General features: G+C 69.7%; 13 protein-coding genes. 4 read left to right on the forward strand and 9 right to left on the reverse strand.

Translation table 11 applies throughout. The features are described from left to right. Window positions 1–220: 220 nt before the first annotated feature. The 3 genes from VHB92_RS12900 to VHB92_RS12910 all read left to right on the forward strand — a co-directional run bounded on the left by VHB92_RS12900 (window position 221) and on the right by VHB92_RS12910 (window position 4,192). Window positions 221–1,330: a LacI family DNA-binding transcriptional regulator gene (locus tag VHB92_RS12900; protein WP_325454165.1), complete on the forward strand. Its 1,110-nt coding sequence runs from the start codon at window positions 221–223 to the stop codon at window positions 1,328–1,330. Window positions 1,331–1,381: 51 nt separating this feature from the next. Next, complete coding sequence (gene xylA, locus VHB92_RS12905) at window positions 1,382–2,572, forward strand: xylose isomerase (protein ID WP_325454166.1); 1,191 nt, start codon at window positions 1,382–1,384, stop codon at window positions 2,570–2,572. 126 nt (window positions 2,573–2,698) lie between these two features. Continuing rightward, on the forward strand, window positions 2,699–4,192 hold the full coding sequence (locus VHB92_RS12910) for a xylulokinase (protein ID WP_325454167.1): 1,494 nt from the start codon (window positions 2,699–2,701) through the stop codon (window positions 4,190–4,192). A gap of 60 nt (window positions 4,193–4,252) precedes the next feature. Here the strand turns inward: VHB92_RS12910 and VHB92_RS12915 are convergent, their stop codons facing one another. The 7 genes from VHB92_RS12915 to VHB92_RS12945 form a co-directional block, all read right to left on the reverse strand. Continuing rightward, a complete protein-coding gene (locus VHB92_RS12915) occupies window positions 4,253–5,383 on the reverse strand; it encodes a glycerate kinase (protein WP_325454168.1) in 1,131 nt (376 codons plus the stop codon). A gap of 130 nt (window positions 5,384–5,513) precedes the next feature. Continuing rightward, complete coding sequence (locus VHB92_RS12920; protein ID WP_325454169.1) at window positions 5,514–6,371, reverse strand: sugar phosphate isomerase/epimerase family protein; 858 nt, start codon at window positions 6,369–6,371, stop codon at window positions 5,514–5,516. Continuing rightward, window positions 6,368–7,588 (reverse strand): dihydrodipicolinate synthase family protein, encoded by a 1,221-nt coding sequence (locus VHB92_RS12925; protein ID WP_325454170.1) that lies wholly within the window; start codon window positions 7,586–7,588, stop codon window positions 6,368–6,370. Before VHB92_RS12925 ends, VHB92_RS12920 begins: the two co-directional genes overlap by 4 nt. Then, window positions 7,585–8,757, reverse strand: coding sequence for a Gfo/Idh/MocA family oxidoreductase (locus VHB92_RS12930; protein WP_325454256.1), 1,173 nt, complete (start codon window positions 8,755–8,757; stop codon window positions 7,585–7,587). Before VHB92_RS12930 ends, VHB92_RS12925 begins: the two co-directional genes overlap by 4 nt. A 546-nt stretch (window positions 8,758–9,303) precedes the next feature. Then, window positions 9,304–10,287: a hypothetical protein gene (locus tag VHB92_RS12935; protein WP_325454171.1), complete on the reverse strand. Its 984-nt coding sequence runs from the start codon at window positions 10,285–10,287 to the stop codon at window positions 9,304–9,306. Window positions 10,288–10,729: 442 nt separating this feature from the next. Further along, entirely contained in the window at window positions 10,730–13,174 is a 2,445-nt protein-coding gene (locus tag VHB92_RS12940) for an excinuclease ABC subunit UvrA (RefSeq protein WP_325454172.1), read from the reverse strand. A 78-nt stretch (window positions 13,175–13,252) separates the two neighbouring features. Beyond that, window positions 13,253–14,572, reverse strand: coding sequence for an MFS transporter (locus VHB92_RS12945; protein WP_325454173.1), 1,320 nt, complete (start codon window positions 14,570–14,572; stop codon window positions 13,253–13,255). A gap of 251 nt (window positions 14,573–14,823) precedes the next feature. Between VHB92_RS12945 and VHB92_RS12950 the strand changes: the two genes are divergently transcribed. Continuing rightward, the gene (locus tag VHB92_RS12950; protein ID WP_325454174.1) at window positions 14,824–15,540 is read left to right on the forward strand and encodes a ThuA domain-containing protein; all 717 of its coding nucleotides are present in this window, start codon (window positions 14,824–14,826) and stop codon (window positions 15,538–15,540) included. A gap of 30 nt (window positions 15,541–15,570) precedes the next feature. On the opposite strand, the gene VHB92_RS12955 is transcribed toward VHB92_RS12950, so the two are convergent. Both VHB92_RS12955 and VHB92_RS12960 read right to left on the reverse strand, forming a co-directional pair. Further along, on the reverse strand, window positions 15,571–15,876 hold the full coding sequence (locus tag VHB92_RS12955) for a hypothetical protein (protein ID WP_325454175.1): 306 nt from the start codon (window positions 15,874–15,876) through the stop codon (window positions 15,571–15,573). Continuing rightward, the gene (locus VHB92_RS12960; RefSeq protein ID WP_325454176.1) at window positions 15,873–16,463 is read right to left on the reverse strand and encodes an SDR family oxidoreductase; all 591 of its coding nucleotides are present in this window, start codon (window positions 16,461–16,463) and stop codon (window positions 15,873–15,875) included. Before VHB92_RS12960 ends, VHB92_RS12955 begins: the two co-directional genes overlap by 4 nt. Between the last annotated feature and the right edge of the window lie 46 nt (window positions 16,464–16,509).

Consider the following 16,509-nt stretch of genomic DNA (forward strand, 5'->3'; position numbering starts at 1 on the left):
GAGCTCCTTTGCTTCTTTCCCAGAAGGTTTCCGCCGTCAGTGGACAGCAAGATAAAGCGCTTGACCTGAACCACGACGAAGAGGACCTTGAAGTCGGGGGACGGATCCGGCAAGTGCTTGCAGGCATTCTGGTCACGGCCGGAAGTCAAAGTCAAGCGCTTAACCGAATCGTTGCCGAGCGGTGCGATACTGGGCCGGAACGAGGAGAGAGGCGGTGGGCATGGTCACGATGCAGCAAGTGGCGGACCGCGCCAAGGTGTCGATCTCCACCGTCTCGTTCGTGGTGAACGACACGAAACCCGTCATGGCCGAGACGCGGGAGCGCGTGCTCAAGGCGATCGACGAGCTCGGCTACCGCAGGAATTCCATGGCACGCGCCCTCGCCAGCCGCAAGTCGAGGGTGATCGCGCTGATCTACCCGCTGCTGGACCACCGCCACCACCATTCGTTCGTGGATGCCGCGGCCACGGCCGCCGAAGAGCGCGGCTACAGCCTCGTGCTGTGGCCTGTGCACAGCGACAACGTGTCGGCGGAGATCGCCTCGCTCATCCAGGCCGGCTTCGCCGACGGTGTTCTGCTCATGGAGGTGCAGCTGGAGGACGAGCGGGTCACGCACCTGCAGCAGGCGGGCGCGCCGTTCGCCCTGATCGGGCGCACCCGGGAGCTCCACGGGATCGACTACGTCGACATCGACTTCGAGCGCTCGGTCGAACAGGCCGTCGAGGACTTCGCGGCACTCGGGCACCGGGACTTCAGCCTCATCATCGAGGACCTGTCAGACACTCCCCTCGCCGGCTACAGTCCGCCCATCCGCGCCGAGCAGACGTTCGAGGAGGCCGTGCGCTCCCGCGGCCTGAACGGCACGGTGTTCCGGGTGCCGCACGAGCGGGCATCCATTCTCTCGATCGCCGACGAGATCGCGCGCAGGGCTCCGGAGACGACAGCGATCATCGGCATGCACGACGATGCGACGTTCGCGCTCATCAACGTTCTGCGACACAGGGGCATCCGCGTTCCCGAGGACATCTCCATCGCGGGGATCGCCAGCGCTACGGCCATGGCCACGCTCACCGACCCTGCGCTCAGCACGTATGACGCCCCGGGCTCAGCGCTCGGCAGGCTGGCGACCGAGGCGCTCATCGACAGGCTGGAAGGACGGGGCGGCCCGCCCACTCAGGTCCGGATCGCGTGCACGCTCATGCCCGGCGCATCCATGGGGCCGGCTCCCGTCGACCGGCCGCCGCTCTCGTCTGAGGCGTGGAAGCGGCACCCTTCGACGAGCGCGCGAGCAGTCGAGTCGGCGGCGCTCGACGGCACGCATGCCATCTGATATGTTTGACGCCACAACAAATACTCATCAACGATGCTGAAGGATCATTCCATGGCAGTCACGCCCACCCGCGAAGACAAGTTCTCGTTCGGTCTCTGGACCATCGGCTACAACGGCACCGACCCGTTCGGTGGCCCCACCCGCGGCCCGCTCGACGTGGTTCACGCCGTCGAGAAGCTGGCGGAGCTCGGGGCTTACGGCCTCACCTTCCACGACGACGACCTGTTCCCGTTCGGCTCCACGGATGCCGAGCGCGAGAAGCAGATCGACCGCCTCAAGAAGGCGCTCTCCGACACCGGCCTCATCGTGCCGATGGTCACCACGAACACGTTCTCCGCTCCCGTCTTCAAGGACGGCGGTGTCACCTCAAACGACCGTGAGGTGCGCCGGTACACGATCCGCAAGATGCTGCGTCAGCTGGAGCTGGGCGTCGAGCTCGGCGCCAAGACGTTCGTGATGTGGGGCGGACGCGAGGGCGCCGAGTACGACTCGGCCAAGAACATCCAGGCGGCTCTGCAGCGGTACAAGGAGGCCGTCGACTTCCTCGGCGACTACGTGCTGTCGCAGGGCTGGGACATCCGGTTCGCGATCGAGCCGAAGCCGAACGAGCCGCGCGGCGACATCCTGCTGCCCACGCTCGGTCACGCGCTCGCGTTCATCGACTCGCTCGAGCACCCGGAGCTCGTCGGCCTCAACCCGGAGGTCGGCCACGAGACCATGGCGGGACTGAACTTCACCTCGGGCGTTGCTCAGGCGCTGTACCACGGCAAGCTCTTCCACATCGACCTGAACGGCCAGCGCTCGATCAAGTACGACCAGGACCTCGCGTTCGGCCACGGCGACCTGCACAACGCGTTCGCGCTGGTCGACCTGCTCGAGAACGGTGGCCCGAACGGCGGACCGGCCTACGACGGCCCCCGCCACTTCGACTACAAGCCGAGCCGCACCGAGGACGAGTCCGGCGTGTGGGACTCCGCCAGGGCGAACATGGAGACCTACCTGCTGCTCAAGGAACGCGCCGCGGCCTTCCGCGCCGACCCCGAGGTGCAGGAGGCTCTGGAGGCGGCCAAGGTGTACGAGCTCGAGAAGCCCACGCTGAACGAGGGCGAGACCATCGAGTCGCTCAAGTCCGACCGCAGCGCGTGGGAGGACTTCGACACGGATGCCTACCTGAACGGCAAGGGCTTCGGATTCGTGCGTCTGCAGCAGCTCGCCACCGAGCACCTGCTCGGGGCCCGCTGACGCGCATCCCGCATTTCCCTGCTCCCTGAATGAGCGAAAGCGAGCCGGAGGACGCCCGACGCGGTGCCCTTCGGCTCGCTTTCGCTCGCAACGGCCGCATCACTGGCATCTGAGAAGGTAGTACGCATGACCCTGATCGCCGGCGTCGATTCCTCGACCCAGAGCTGCAAGATCGTCATCCGCGACCTGGAGACCGGGGCGCTGGTGCGCTCCGGCCGCGCGTCGCATCCCGACGGCACCGAGGTGGACCCCGAAGCGTGGTGGTCGGCTCTCGGCGCCGCGATCGCGGACGCCGGAGGTCTCGACGACGTCGCGGCCATCTCCATCGGCGGGCAGCAGCACGGCATGGTGGTGCTGGATGCGTCGGGGCGGGTCATCCGTCCGGCCCTGCTCTGGAACGACACGCGCAGCGCCGACGCTGCAGCAGCGCTGGCCGACGAGGTGGGTTCCGGCGAGTACGCCAGGCGCGCCGGCTCCGTGCCCGTCGCATCGTTCACGGCCAGCAAGCTGCGCTGGCTGCGGGATGCCGAGCCGCAGAACGCGGAGCGGGTGGCCGCCGTCGCGCTGCCGCACGACTGGCTGACCTGGCGGCTGCTCGGGTACGGACCGGCGGAGGAGTCTCCGCTCGGACCTCAGCTCGATGCGCTCGTCACCGACCGTTCGGATGCGTCGGGCACGGCGTACTGGTCGCCGCAGGACGACGACTACGACTTCGGGCTGTTCGAGCTCGCACTCGGGCGCCCGGCGAGAGTGGCCGCGGGCGACGACCAGGATTCGGGATCGGATGCCTCCTCGACGGCGGTCGTGCTGCCGCGTGTGCTCGGCCCGGCCGATTCGGCGGGCGTGACGGCCGCGCAGAGCGGCACGGTCGCCGTGAAGGCAGGTCTCGTCGTGGGACCGGGCGCCGGGGACAACGCGGGCGCCGCTCTCGGGCTGGGCGCGGCATCTGGCGACGTCATCGTCTCGCTCGGCACCAGCGGCACGGTCTTCGCCGTGACCGATGTCTCGACGCCGGACCCCAGCGGCTCCGTCGCGGGCTTCGCGGATGCCTCCGGCCGCTTCCTCCCGCTGGTGGCGACCCTGAACGCCGCTCGCGTGCTCGGCACGGTCGCCGACCTGCTCGACGTGGACTTCGACGAGTTCGCCGACCTGGCGCTGCGCGCGCCCGCCGGCTCAGAGGGCGTCGTTCTCGTTCCGTACTTCGAGGGTGAGCGCACGCCCAACCTGCCGACCGCGAAAGCGAGCCTGCACGGGCTGTCCATCTCCTCCAGCCGGCGGGAGAACCTCGCCCGAGCCGCGGTCGAGGGCATGCTCAGCGGTCTCGCTGCGGGACTCGACGCCGTCCGCGCCGTCGGCGTGCGCGAGCAGCGCCTTCTGCTCGTCGGCGGCGCAGCTCTGAACCCTGCCGTGCAGGCGGTCGCCGCTCAGGTGTTCGACGCGCCCGTCGTGGTGCCCGCGCCGGGCGAATACGTCGCGAACGGGGCCGCAGCCCAGGCCGCCTGGGTCTTGACCGGGACACGGCCGGAATGGCGCCTCGAGGTGGTGGCGGAGCCGAAGCCGGACTTCCGCCCGGTGATCCGCCAGCAGTACGACAGGTACGCGCGCCTGGCCGCCTTGTAGCACGCCGCGTCGCGTCATCCAGGGCGCCTTGCAGCGCGCTCTGGAGAGGCCGAGGAAGGGCTAGGCCGCCCGAGCGGCCAGCCGCCTGCCGGCCTCGCGAAGCCAGGTGAGGGGATCCGCCATCGCGGCTGCAGCGCCGCCGGCGAGATCGGTCAGCGAGAGCGCGACGACGCCGTCCGCGGGAGGAGCCGTGATGGCGCCGGCGACGAGCGCAAGCGGAACGGAGGCCAGCTCGGCCCTCGCCGCCACGATAGCCGGAGCCTTGCCGGAGTCCGTCTGCGCGTCGTAGCGGCCCTCCCCCGTGACGACGAGGTCAGCGGCCGCCAGGCAGGCGTCGAGGCCGACGGCATCCGCGATCGTCGTCGCACCCGAAGCGAGCCGTGCGCCCCAGAGGAGCAGGCCGAATCCCGTTCCGCCTGCCGCGCCGGCACCCGGAGTCGCAGGGTCCACGTGCGCGACCTGCGCGACGGCCCGAGCCCACGCGGCGTTCGCCGCGTCCAGCCGGTCGCGCTGACGGGCGTCAGCTCCCTTCTGCTCGCCGAAGATCTGAGCAGCACCCGACGGTCCGAGGAGCGGGTTCGTCACGTCGCTGAGCACGAGCGCGCCCGACGGCGGAAGCGAGCGCAGTCCGGAGAGGTCGACCTCGGCGATGCGCTCGAGCGCCGCCCCGCCGAGCGGGAGAGGTTCGCCTCTGTCGTCCAGCAGACGTGCGCCGAGTGCGACGAGCGCGCCCGTGCCGCCATCCGTCGACGCGCTGCCGCCGATTCCGAGCAGGAGCCTCGAGACGCCGTGATCGAGGGCGTCGGCGATCGCCTGCCCGAAGCCGAGCGTGTGCGCGCCGAGGGGGTCGAGCCGCTTCAGCAGCGGGAGCCCGCTCGTCTCCGCCAGCTCGACCATCGCGGTGCCGCCGGGCAGGCCCTCCGTCGGCGGCAGCAGCATCCAGGATGCCTGAACATCCCGGCCGTCCGGCCCTGTCACCTCGACGGGCATCCGCGTCGCCCCGGCGACGGCGAGCTCGAACGCGTCGAGGGTCCCCTCACCGCCATCCGCCATGGGCAGCTCGATCAGTTCGTCCCCTGACCGCACGTCGCGCCATCCGGCCGCGATCGCCTCGGCCACCTGCACGGCCGACGCCGTGCCTTTGAACGAGTCGGGGGCGATCACGATGCGCATGCGTTCACTCTTCCGCATCCACGGCGCTTCTCGTGTCACGGTTCTCGTCTCACAGGTCTGGGGTCACGGTTCTCGTGTCGCAGTTCCCGCGCCGCAATCTGCCGGTTGCCGTTCCCGCGTCACGGTTCTCGTGTCACCGCTCCGGCCGTCACAGGTGCGGTGCGACGACGCGCGCGAAGGCATCCGCCGTCTCCCCCGCCACCTCGTCGTACGGGCGCGCCCACACGTCGGCGTTGAAGATCTCGCACTCGATGTCACCTGTGTACCCGGCGTCGACGACCGCCCTGGTCAGGGGGCCGAAGTCGATGTGACCATGGCCTGGAACGCCGCGGCCCAGCAGCACGTCGGCGGGCAACGGCGTGAGCCAGTCGCACACCTGGTACGAGGCGATGCGGCCGAGGCTGCCGGCGCGGGCGATCTGCTGCAGCACGTCGGGATCCCACCACACGTGGTACGTGTCGACGACGACCCCGGCCGAGGGGCCGGCATCGACCGCGAGGTCGATGGCCTGGCCGAGTGTGGACACCACGGCGCGATCGGCCGCGAACATCGGATGCAGCGGCTCGACGGCGAGCGTGACGCCTGCGGATGCCGCGAACGGCTCGAGTGCGCCCAGCGCGTCGCGCACCCGCTCGCGGGCTCCGACGAGGTCGCGCGATCCGGCGGGCAGGCCGCCTGCCACGAGCACGAGCACGGCGGCCGATCCCTCGGCGCCCGCGCCGGCGAGCGCCGCCGTCTCCTCGATCGCCCTGCGGTTGTCGTCGAGCGCTGCGGTCCGCTCTGGACCGTCGTCGGCGGTGAAGAACCCGCCGCGGCACAGGCTGGAGACGCGGAGGCCGGAGTCCGCGATGAGCCGGGTGGCGGCATCCAGGCCGATGTCGGCGACCGGCTCGCGCCACACGCCGATGCTCTCGATGCCTGCCTCCTGGGTCGCCGCGATCGCCTCGGCGAGCGACGCGTGCTTCACCGTCGCCTGGTTCAGCGAGTACCGCGGATGCGCGCTCATGCGTTCGCCTCGCTCCGGCCGGCTTCACCGACGATGCCGTTGAGCGCGAGCAGGCCGTGCCAGCGGGCCGCCGCCAGCTCTGGGCGCTCGAGCGCTCCCGACGCGTTCGCGAGACGCACGATCTCCGACAGGTGCGGCAGGCTCCTGGCCGAATGCAGGCCGCCCACCATCGAGAACGACTCCTGGTGCCCGTTCAGCCAGCTGAGGAACGCGATGCCGGTCTTGTAGTAGAACGTGGGCGCGGCGAACACCTGCCTGCTCAGCGCTTCGGTGGGGCGGAGGATGCGCTCGTAGGCATCCGCATCGCCGTCGTCGAGCGCTCTGATGGCCCTGGATGCCACGGGTGCGATCGCGGCGAACGCACCGAGCAGCGCGTTCGAGTAGTGGCCGGGCTGGTCGGCCCCGTCCACCCTGGTGCCGTCTCCCGCGATGAGATCGACGTAGTTGAAGTCGTCGCCGGTGAACATGGTCGCGGTGCGCGGCAGCCGGGAGCGCACGGCGATCTCCGCGTCGGCGTCGAGCAGGCTCATCTTGACGCCCGACACGGTGTCGGCATTCGCCTCGATGATGCGGATGAGCGTGTCGGCCGCTGCCTGGAAGCCGCCGTCCGTGCCGCCGAAGTAGCCCTTCAGCGCGGGGTCGAACGCCTCGCCGAGCCAGTGCAGGATGACGGGTCCGCTCGCCCGCTTCAGCACGGCGCCGTAGACGCGCTCGTAGTCGTCTGGCGACTGCGCGGCGCGCGCGAGGTGGCGCGAGGCCATCAGCACGACGCCGGCGCCGGCATCCTCCGTGCTCTCCAGCTGCTGCAGGTAGGCGTCCGTCACCTCGTCAAGGGAGATGACCTCGTCGTCGACGTGGTCCGTGTTCACGCCCACCACGAGCGCTCCGCCGACGGATGCGGCCTCCCGCGCGCTGCGGGCGATGAGCTCACGGGTGGCGGCCGGGTCCAGCCCCATGTTGCGCTGCGCGGTGTCCATCGCATCCGCGACCCCGAGCCCCTGCGCCCACACGTGGTGACGGAACGCGAGCGTGGCATCCCAGTCGAGGTCGGCAGGCGCGCCGGGCACGTTGTCGGCATACGGCTTCGGGATGACGTGCGCTGCCGCGTACGCCACCCTCGACCGCAGCGGCGTCGCCGGCGCGAGCGTGGGCTCGTGCTCGACGAGTTGTTCGGTGTGCAGCGTGCCGTCGGCTGCCAGGAGGAGCAGTTCCGTCATCGCTGTGCCGCACCCTCGAGCTCGGCGGCGGCTTCGCGAACGCTCTCCGCCGTCACGGCCGGGATGTCGACGCGCGCGCCCGTGCGCGAGCTCTCCAGTCCCTTCTCCGCCATCAGCACGCCTCGCGCACCGGACAGCAGGTCGTACGGGAACGGCGCGTCCTCCACCAGGTGCCTGATGAACTCCTCCCACTGCACCTTGAAGCCGTTCTCGAACGGCTCGGTGTCCGGCACCTCGTGCCAGTCAGCCGCGTAGTCGTGCGTGTCGGGGATGTCGGGGTTCCAGGTGGGCCTGGGCGTGGCGTTGCGGGGCTGGATCTTGCAGCCGAACAGGCCGACGACGGCGCTGCCGAGCGTGCCGTCCACCTGGAACTCGAGGAGCTCGTCGCGGTTGACCCTCGTCGTCCAGCTCGAATTGAGCTGCGCGGTGATGCCGCCTTCGAGGTCGAAGACCGCGTACGCCGCGTCATCCGCGGTGGCACGGTAGCTGTGACCGCGCTCGTCGACGCGCTCGGGGACCTCGGTCACGGCCCGCGCGTACACCGACTCGACACGACCGAACAGGTACTCCAGCACGTAGTTCCAGTGCGGGAACATGTCCACGATGATGCCGCCGCCGTCCTCGGTGCGGTAGTTCCAGCTCGGCCGCTGGGCCGGCATCCAGTCGCCCTCGAAGACCCAGTAGCCGAACTCGCCGCGCACCGAGAGGATGCGCCCGAAGAACCCGGAATCGATCAGCCTGCGCAGCTTGCGCAGCCCGGGCAGGAACAGCTTGTCGTGCACGACACCGTTCTTCACGCCTGCCTCATCCGCCAGGCGGGCCAGTTCGAGCGCCTCCTCGAACGTCTCGGCCGTCGGCTTCTCGGTGTAGATGGCCTTACCCGCTGCGATCGCCTTGCGAAGAGCGGATGCCCTTGCCTTCGTCACGAGGAAGTCCGCGTACACCTGCCACCGGTCGTCCGCGAGCGCGGCGTCGAGGTCGGTCGTGTAGTGCTCGATGCCGTGTCGCTCGGCGATCTCGGCGAGCTTCGCCTCGTTGCGCCCGACCAGCAGCGGCTCGACCTGCACCCGCCGCCCGTCGGACAGCTCGACGCCGCCCTGCTCACGGATCGCGAGGATGGAGCGCACGAGGTGCTGCCGGTATCCCATGCGCCCTGAGACGCCATTCATGATGATGCCGATGGTGGTCGACTCTGACACGCTGGTTCTCTTTCGTCGTGGACGCTCGTCGAGGGCGTCTGTCCGCACGGCCCTCCCGTGCCGCATCTCGCAGTTTGGGAAAGCGCTTACCACCAGAGTATCAGCGCCCGCATCCGCGAGCAACGTCGCGGCGCCTTCGCGCCGCCCGCCCGATGTCGGCGCGTCCGCTGCCCGCCGACGGGTCCCCTACCTGCTGACGGGCCTCCCTCCCGACGGGTCCCCCACCTGACGAGAGGCCGCCTCCCTCCCTCCCGACGGGTCCTGTACCTGCCGACGGGTCCCCTTCTTTGCGCGAAGAAGGGGACCGCTCGACAACGAGCGGACCGCTCGGCGCCGACAATGAGCGACCAAACGTCCCTCTACCTCGGACGCAGATGCCGAACGTGGCCGGGCGGCAGCCGCGCCTCCTGCCGACGGGTCCGCTACCTGACGACGGGTCCGCTTCTTCACGCGAAGAAGGGGACCGCTCGACAACGAGCGGACCGCTCGGCGCCGAAGATGAGCGATCAGCGGCCGTCAACCTTGGACGGGGATGCCGAACGCAGCCAGGCGGCGGGCGAGCGCAGCAGCGCTCGCTGCCTCGCGGTCGCCCCACCGCACGACGCGGCGCCCGGTCGTTCCGCGGATCCAGTCCTCCCGGCGCTTCTCAGCCAGAAGCACCTGTTCGAGCGTGCGGCCGGACCGCATTGCTTCGTCCGTGTACTTGCCCTCGCCGTCGAACTCCCCGAACGCATCGACATCGCCGAGCTCGAAGTCCGGAAAGTACGCACCGCCGTTCGGGGCGGGCACTCGTACCTGGAGATCCGTCACGCGAACGCCGAGCCGGTGCAGTTGCAGACGACTGACGCTCTCCCCTGGTAGCTGGGCCCGGCCATCCGCGAACGCGATCACCCACCGGGCCTGTCGTACACCGCGGGCCCCGCGCGCGGATGCCAGCCGCAGCTCCATGTCGCGGCGCCATCGTTCCGCGAGCGCTTCATCCTGCACCTGCCTGACCACGGCCACCGCCCGGAGGCCGGCATCCGCCACCGAGAGCGCCGCCTCCAGCGGCAACGCCGCAGCGAGATCGGCGACGGTGAGCTCAAGGCTCGTGACGCGGAGGTGGCACGCTTCGACGACATCCCGGGGATCGAGCGCACGCTCGTGCCTGATGAGGTCGCGCGTGCTGTGCCGTCTGGGCGTCTCGCACACCATCTCCACACGCGGAGGCGTGTAGCGATAGAGCGGCAATCCGTGCACCACAGCCGCCGACGCGCCGGCGAAGACCACCGCCGATTCGCGCGTGTCGCGGGCGACGGCAAGCACGTGCAGCAGGTGCCGGCTCTCCGGCCAGAGCTCCGCCCAGGCATCCTCGGACACGTACCATCCGCGTCGGATGCGACGTATCCGGCCCTCCGTCAGGGCGCGCGCGATCCCGCGGTCGGTGTACTCCCGGTCAAGCAGGTCGGCTCGGCTGCGCAGCAGGGCAGCAGCCTCGTCGACCGTGAGGTGTCTCTGCACCCGTCGCATCCTCGCCCATCGACCGCACGAGTCGGCGCGGGCCGACGGCTTCTGTGGACAGGCCCGGCTCAGCACGCGGTGTGGAGGGAGAGCCCACGCCAGCGACCGGTCCGCATCGTGACGTGCGGTCCCCCTGTTGGCGCGAACATCCGGACCGCTCGGCAGGAAGGGGACCCGTGACAACAGCGGAGGTCAGGAAGGGGACCGGTGGAGGAGTGGAAGGAGTGAAGGGGACCCCGTCGCGACAGTGGAGGGTCAGGAAGGGGACCCGTCGCGGCAGTGGAGATCGGCAAGGGGACTCGTCGGGGCAGTGGACGGCAGGAAGGGGACCGGTGGAGGAGTGGAGGGAGTAGAGAGGACCCGTCGCGACAGTGGAGGGTCGGGAAGGGGACCCGTTGCGACAGTGGAGGCGCCGGGGGGGGGGGCGGAGCCCGCACGAGCACTACGGCGCGACGTACCGCGCGAGGTGCTCCCCGGTGAGCGTCGACGCGGAGGCGACGAGGTCGGCGGGCGCGCCCTCGAACACCACGCGGCCGCCGTCGTGGCCGGCGCCGGGTCCGAGGTCGATGATCCAGTCGGCGTGGGCCATCACGGCCTGGTGGTGCTCGACCACGATGACGGACTTGCCGCTGTCGACGAGCCGGTCGAGCAGCGCGAGCAGCTGCTCGACATCCGCCAGATGCAGGCCGACGGTGGGTTCGTCGAGGATGAGGATGCCGCCCTTCTCCCCCATGTGCGTCGCCAGCTTGAGCCTCTGCCGCTCGCCGCCGGAGAGCGTGGTGAGCGGCTGGCCGATCGTGAGGTAGCCGAGCCCGACATCGTCCAGACGATCCAGGATGGCCAGCGCGGCCGGGGTGCGCGCCTCGCCTCCGCCGAAGAACTCGCGGGCCTCGACGACCGACATCGCGAGCACCTCGCTGATGTCCCGCTTCGTGCCGTCGCCGCCGTCGAGTGTGTACTCGAGCACCTCGGCGCTGAATCGCTTGCCGCCGCACTCCTCGCACACCGTCGCGACCGTCGCCATGATGGCCAGATCGGTGTAGACGACGCCGGCGCCGTTGCACACCGGGCACGCGCCCTCGGAATTGGAGCTGAACAACGCAGGCTTCACGCCGTTCGCCTTCGCGAACGTCTTGCGGATGGGCTCCAGCAGTCCCGTGTACGTCGCGGGATTGCTTCGGCGGGATCCGCGGATCGACGTCTGGTCCACCGTGACAACGCCGTCGCGCGGCGACACGGATCCCGCGATGAGCGAGCTCTTGCCCGACCCGGCCACCCCGGTGACGACCACGAGCACGCCGAGCGGGATGTCGACATCCACGTCGCGCAGGTTGTGGGTCGTCGCACCGCGCACCTCGAGCACACCGGATGCCGTCCGCACGGCCTCCTTGAGACGCGCCCGGTCCCCGAGGTGCCTGCCCGTCACCGTGCCGCTGTGCCGCAGCCCGTCCAGCGTGCCTTCGAAGCAGACCGTGCCGCCCGCAGCCCCCGCGCCCGGCCCGAGGTCGACCACGTGATCGGCGATCTCGATCAGCTCGGGCTTGTGCTCGACGACGAGCACCGTGTTGCCCTTGTCGCGCAGCCGGAGCAGCAGCCGGTTCATGTTCTGCACGTCGTGCGGGTGCAGGCCGATGCTCGGCTCGTCGAACACGTACGTCACGTCGGTGAGCGCGGAACCGAGGTGCCTGATCATCTTGGTGCGCTGCGCCTCTCCCCCAGAGAGCGTTCCCGCCGAGCGGTCGAGGGAGAGGTATCCGAGACCGATCTCGACGAACGAGTCGAGCAGGTCGCCGAGCGACTTCAGCAGCGGGGCGACCCTGGCGCGCTCGCCGTCCGAGTCCGAACCATCCTTGGCCCCGGCCAGACCGCGCACCCATGCGGCGAGATCCGTGATCTGCATGGCGCAGGCATCCGCGATGCTGACGCCGTCGATCTTCGACGAGCGTGCGCCCTCGTTCAGCCGGGTGCCACCGCATTCCGGGCACGTGCCGAACGTGACGGCGCGCTCGACGAATGCGCGGATGTGCGGCTGCATCGCATCGAGCTCCTTGGAGAGGAACGACTGCTGGATGCGCAGGATCAGCCCCATGTACCAGACGTTGATGCCGTTGACCTTGATGCGCGTCGGCTCCTTGTAGAGCAGATCGTCGAGCTCCCGCTTGCCGTACTTGCCGATGGGCTTGGCCGGGTCGAGGTATCCGGACTCGCGGTAGATGCGCAGGTACCAGCTGTCCGCCGTGTGGTTCGGCACGAGCAGGGCGCCCTCGTTCAGCGACTTGTCCGCGTCGTACAGCTGGGTGAGGTCGAAGTCCTGCACCGTGCCCCTGCCCTCGCAGCGCGGGCACTGGCCGCCGACGACGCGGAACTCCCTTCGCTCCTTGACCGCGCGTCCGCCCTTCTCGAGCTGGATCGCACCCGCGCCGCTCACGGTGGCGACGTTGAACGAGTAGGCCTTCGGCGACCCGAGCGCCGGCTGAGCGAGCCGGGCGAACAGGATGCGCAGCATCGCGTTCGCATCCGTCGCCGTGCCCACCGTGGAGCGCGGGTCGGATCCGATGCGCTCCTGATCCACCGTGATCGCCGTCGTGAGGCCCTCGAGCACGTCGACATCGGGCCGCGACAGTGAAGGCATGAAGCCCTGCACGAACGCGCTGTACGTCTCGTTGATCAGGCGCTGCGACTCGGCGGCGATGGTGCCGAACACCAGCGAGCTCTTGCCCGACCCGGAGACTCCGGTGAACACCGTGAGCCGCCGCTTGGGCAGCTCGATCGCGATGTTCTTGAGGTTGTTCTCGCGCGCGCCGTGCACGCGAATCGTGTCGTGCGCGCGGTCTTCAGCGGCGGCAGCGGATGTCTGAGCCGAGATCGTGGACGAGGTCGCGTTCATGCGCCAAGGCTATGCCGCCGCCGCGGGGTGTCGCTTCTCCGTTCGTGCTCGGTCCGACAGCCGACGTGCCGCTCGAGTTCAGGCGTCGGCGGGGCGAGCCGGGCCGACGCCTGCTGCGCCCGCCGAGTCGGAGGCGGCGACGGCATCCGGTTCCTCGGCGTCGAAGTCGATGCCCTTCGCGTGCCTGCCGAAGGCCGTGAGCAGGATGACCGCGATCGCCGCCCCGGCCACGGTGATCGTCATCGCCCACGGATATCCGATCTTCGCGGCGAGGGCCTGCTGGATGGGCAGGTTGAACGCCGCGATCACGTTGCCGAGCTGATAGGTGACGCCGGGATAGAAGCCGCGGATGGCGTTGGGCGACATCTCGTTGAGGTGGGCGGGGATGGCGCCCCACGCTCCCTGCGTCGTGAACTGGATGAGTGCCGAGCCGAGGCAGAGCAGGCCGGCCGTGTGCGAGAACGCGAAGATCGGGATGATCGGCAGGGTCAGCGCCGCGCCCAGGATGATGGTCGCCTTGCGTCCCCAGTGGTCGGAGAGCGAGCCGAGCACGATGCATCCCACGATGGCGCCGACGTTGTAGACGACGGCGATCCACCCGGCGACCGCCGCGTCGAGCCCCGCGCCGCCGTGATCGGTGGCCTTGAGGAAGGTGGGGTAGATGTCCTGAGTGCCGTGCGACATCCAGTTGAACGCCGCCATGAGCAGCACGAGGTAGACGAAGCGGCGCAGCACCTTGCCGTTGAAGAACACGTTCTTGATCGACGTGTTCTTCTTCTGCATGCGGTCGCGGGTGTTCTCCCACACCTCGGATTCCTTCACCCTGCTGCGGATGATGAGGCTGATCACGGCGGGCACGATGCTCAGCACGAACAGCCAGCGCCAGTTCAGGCCGAGAGCGGAGTGCACGAGCAGGAACGCCAGCGACGCGAGAAGGTATCCGGCCGAGTAGCCCGCCTGCAGGATGCCGGAGAAGAATCCGCGACGCTCGCGCGGCACCTTCTCCATGGTGAGCGCGGCGCCGAGGCCCCACTCGCCGCCCATGCCGATGCCGTACAGCAGCCGCAGGATGAACAGCACGGTGAAGTTCGGCGCGAACGCGCACAGGAATCCGACGAACGAGTAGAAGCACACGTCGACGATGAGCGGGATCCGCCTGCCGACGCGGTCGGCCCAGAGGCCGAACAGGTAGGCGCCCACGGGACGCATGATGAGCGTGATCGTCGTGAGGAACGCGATCTGCTCCAGCGTGACGTGGAACTCCGCCGCGATGTCGGCGTAGACGAGCACGACGATGAAGTAGTCGAAGGCATCCATCATCCAGCCCAGCAGCGACGCCGTGAACGCGTTGCGTTGATCGGAGGAGAGTCGTCTGGTCGGCACCGGCGCCGTTGTCATGCTCAGTCCTTTCGAACGCCGGCCGGCTCCCGACCGGATGATCGCCAGCTGCCCTCCCGTGGGCCGCCGTTGCTCACTCACCGCGCTCCTTGGCCCCCGTACAGGGCACAGGAAAGCGGTTGCCGGTCTAGCATAGGGTGATTCCCGGATCTCGCACATCAGGTTGACATCGCACGCCGATCGCCGGGAGTGCGAGCGCAGCGCCGTTCCGATCCGGATGTCGGCGGTCAGGCATCCCGAGGAGGAACCGAGTGAGCGCCAACGTCGTCGTCGTGTCAGGGAGCGGCCGCTACGCGGACCCCTGGCATCCGTTCGCCGAGACCTCGGCGCGCGTCGCCGGCATCCTGAGCGACGCCGGCCATGCCGTCACCGTGACCGACGACGTGGACGGGCGGCTGGCGGCGCTCGCGAACCCGCATGGATCGGGCGTCGACCTCCTCGTGCTCAACATCGGCGCGGGGCGCACCGACGAGGAGCGCGCGGACGTCGAATCGTCGGACGAGCGAGCCCGCGGCGATCTCTCGGAGCTGGATGCCGCGACCCGCGACGGCCTGCTCGCCCACCTCGACCGCGGCGCACCGCTGCTCGCACTGCACGTGTCATCGACCAGCCTGGGGTTCGTCCCCGAGTGGGAGAGCGTGCTCGGGGGCATCTGGGTGCGTGGCACGAGTATGCATCCGCCGTACTCGCTCGCGCGGATCGACGTGGCAACGGACGCGCATCCGGTCGTGGCGGGCATCCACGGGTTCGAGGTCGAGGACGAACGGTACTCCAGGCTCCGGGTGTCGTCCGAGCCTCAGCAGCTCGCCTGGCATGAGTTCGAGGATGCCCGGCATCCCGTGCTGTGGATCCACCGGTACGGCGGCGCCGAGGTGGTGTACGACGCGCTCGGACACGACGCCGCGTCGTACGACTCGCCGGAGCACCGGGCGATCATCGCGAACGCAGCCGCCTGGCTGCTGGAGTAACCGCGCTCCGGGTTCCGGCAGCGATTCCCGTCACCGGCTCGAGAGGTCCGCCTGCCGCGCCGAATCGGCCAGCGCCAGCAGATACGGCTCCAGCCGGCGCTGCCCGATCGGCTCCCCCACCGCGTCGATCGCGAGCGACTCGAGGAAGAAGCGTGCGAGGTTGCCGACGCGCGGCGATCCGCGGTCGGCGAGCCACTCGATCCCGTGCGCGGTGCCGGTTCCGACCCTGAGGATGCGCGGACGTCGCGCTGCCACCCGGAAGACGAGCTCCTCGAGCTCTCGGTAGGTGAACACGTCGGGACCTCCGACATCCCAGCTCCCGGACGGACCCGTCATGCGGTCGACGATGAAGTGCGCGAGGTCCGCGCCGTGCACGGGGTCAGCCTCGCGGAGCCGTCGCCCAGCATGAAGCCGATCCCGCGCTGTGCCAGGCGGAGAAAGTCCGACACGTCGGAGAAGTAGCCCGATGGATTGATGAGCTGCGGAGCGACAGCGCCGCGCCGGAGCACCTCGGAGAACGCGTGCTTCGACCGCATCGTGAGCGACGTGCCGGAGTCCGAGTGCACCACGTTGACGTACGCGAACGACGCGAGACCGTGCTGCTCGGCATCCTCGAGCACACGCAGGTTGCCGAGGAAGTCGACGTCCCACGGGCTGGCCTTCTGGCGGGTCACGCCGAGCGCCGAGACCACTCGATCGGCGCCCTCGCAGACATCCGAGATCGATCGCGGCCGCCCGTAGTCGACGATGCGCCACTCGTCCACGAGCCCGTGCAGGCCGGGCGCGCCGAACGCCCCGTCTGCCTCGGCCCGCTCACGTGAGCGGACGAGGGCGCGCACGCGATGGCCGCGCTCATGCACGGCGGCGACGACGTGCCTGCCCACGTATCCGGTCGCTCCGGCGACGACCACGGTTTCGCTCATGGACCGTTCTCGCATTCCTGTACCGAGCGGTACAGGAATAGCTTAG

This window comes from Humibacter sp., assembly GCF_035547335.1.
Classification (GTDB): Bacteria; Actinomycetota; Actinomycetes; order Actinomycetales; family Microbacteriaceae; genus Humibacter.

What these genes read in the sequence shown, in the direction of transcription:
- VHB92_RS12900 (WP_325454165.1), top strand. Translation starts at nt 221, where the DNA reads ATGGTCACGATGCAGCAAGTGGCGGACCGCGCCAAGGTGTCGATCTCC.
- xylA (WP_325454166.1), top strand. Translation starts at nt 1,382, where the DNA reads ATGGCAGTCACGCCCACCCGCGAAGACAAGTTCTCGTTCGGTCTCTGG.
- VHB92_RS12910 (WP_325454167.1), top strand. Translation starts at nt 2,699, where the DNA reads ATGACCCTGATCGCCGGCGTCGATTCCTCGACCCAGAGCTGCAAGATC.
- VHB92_RS12915 (WP_325454168.1), bottom strand. Translation starts at nt 5,383, where the DNA reads ATGCGGAAGAGTGAACGCATGCGCATCGTGATCGCCCCCGACTCGTTC.
- VHB92_RS12920 (WP_325454169.1), bottom strand. Translation starts at nt 6,371, where the DNA reads ATGAGCGCGCATCCGCGGTACTCGCTGAACCAGGCGACGGTGAAGCAC.
- VHB92_RS12925 (WP_325454170.1), bottom strand. Translation starts at nt 7,588, where the DNA reads ATGACGGAACTGCTCCTCCTGGCAGCCGACGGCACGCTGCACACCGAA.
- VHB92_RS12930 (WP_325454256.1), bottom strand. Translation starts at nt 8,757, where the DNA reads ATGAATGGCGTCTCAGGGCGCATGGGATACCGGCAGCACCTCGTGCGC.
- VHB92_RS12940 (WP_325454172.1), bottom strand. Translation starts at nt 13,174, where the DNA reads ATGAACGCGACCTCGTCCACGATCTCGGCTCAGACATCCGCTGCCGCC.
- VHB92_RS12945 (WP_325454173.1), bottom strand. Translation starts at nt 14,572, where the DNA reads ATGACAACGGCGCCGGTGCCGACCAGACGACTCTCCTCCGATCAACGC.
- VHB92_RS12955 (WP_325454175.1), bottom strand. Translation starts at nt 15,876, where the DNA reads ATGACGGGTCCGTCCGGGAGCTGGGATGTCGGAGGTCCCGACGTGTTC.
- VHB92_RS12960 (WP_325454176.1), bottom strand. Translation starts at nt 16,463, where the DNA reads ATGAGCGAAACCGTGGTCGTCGCCGGAGCGACCGGATACGTGGGCAGG.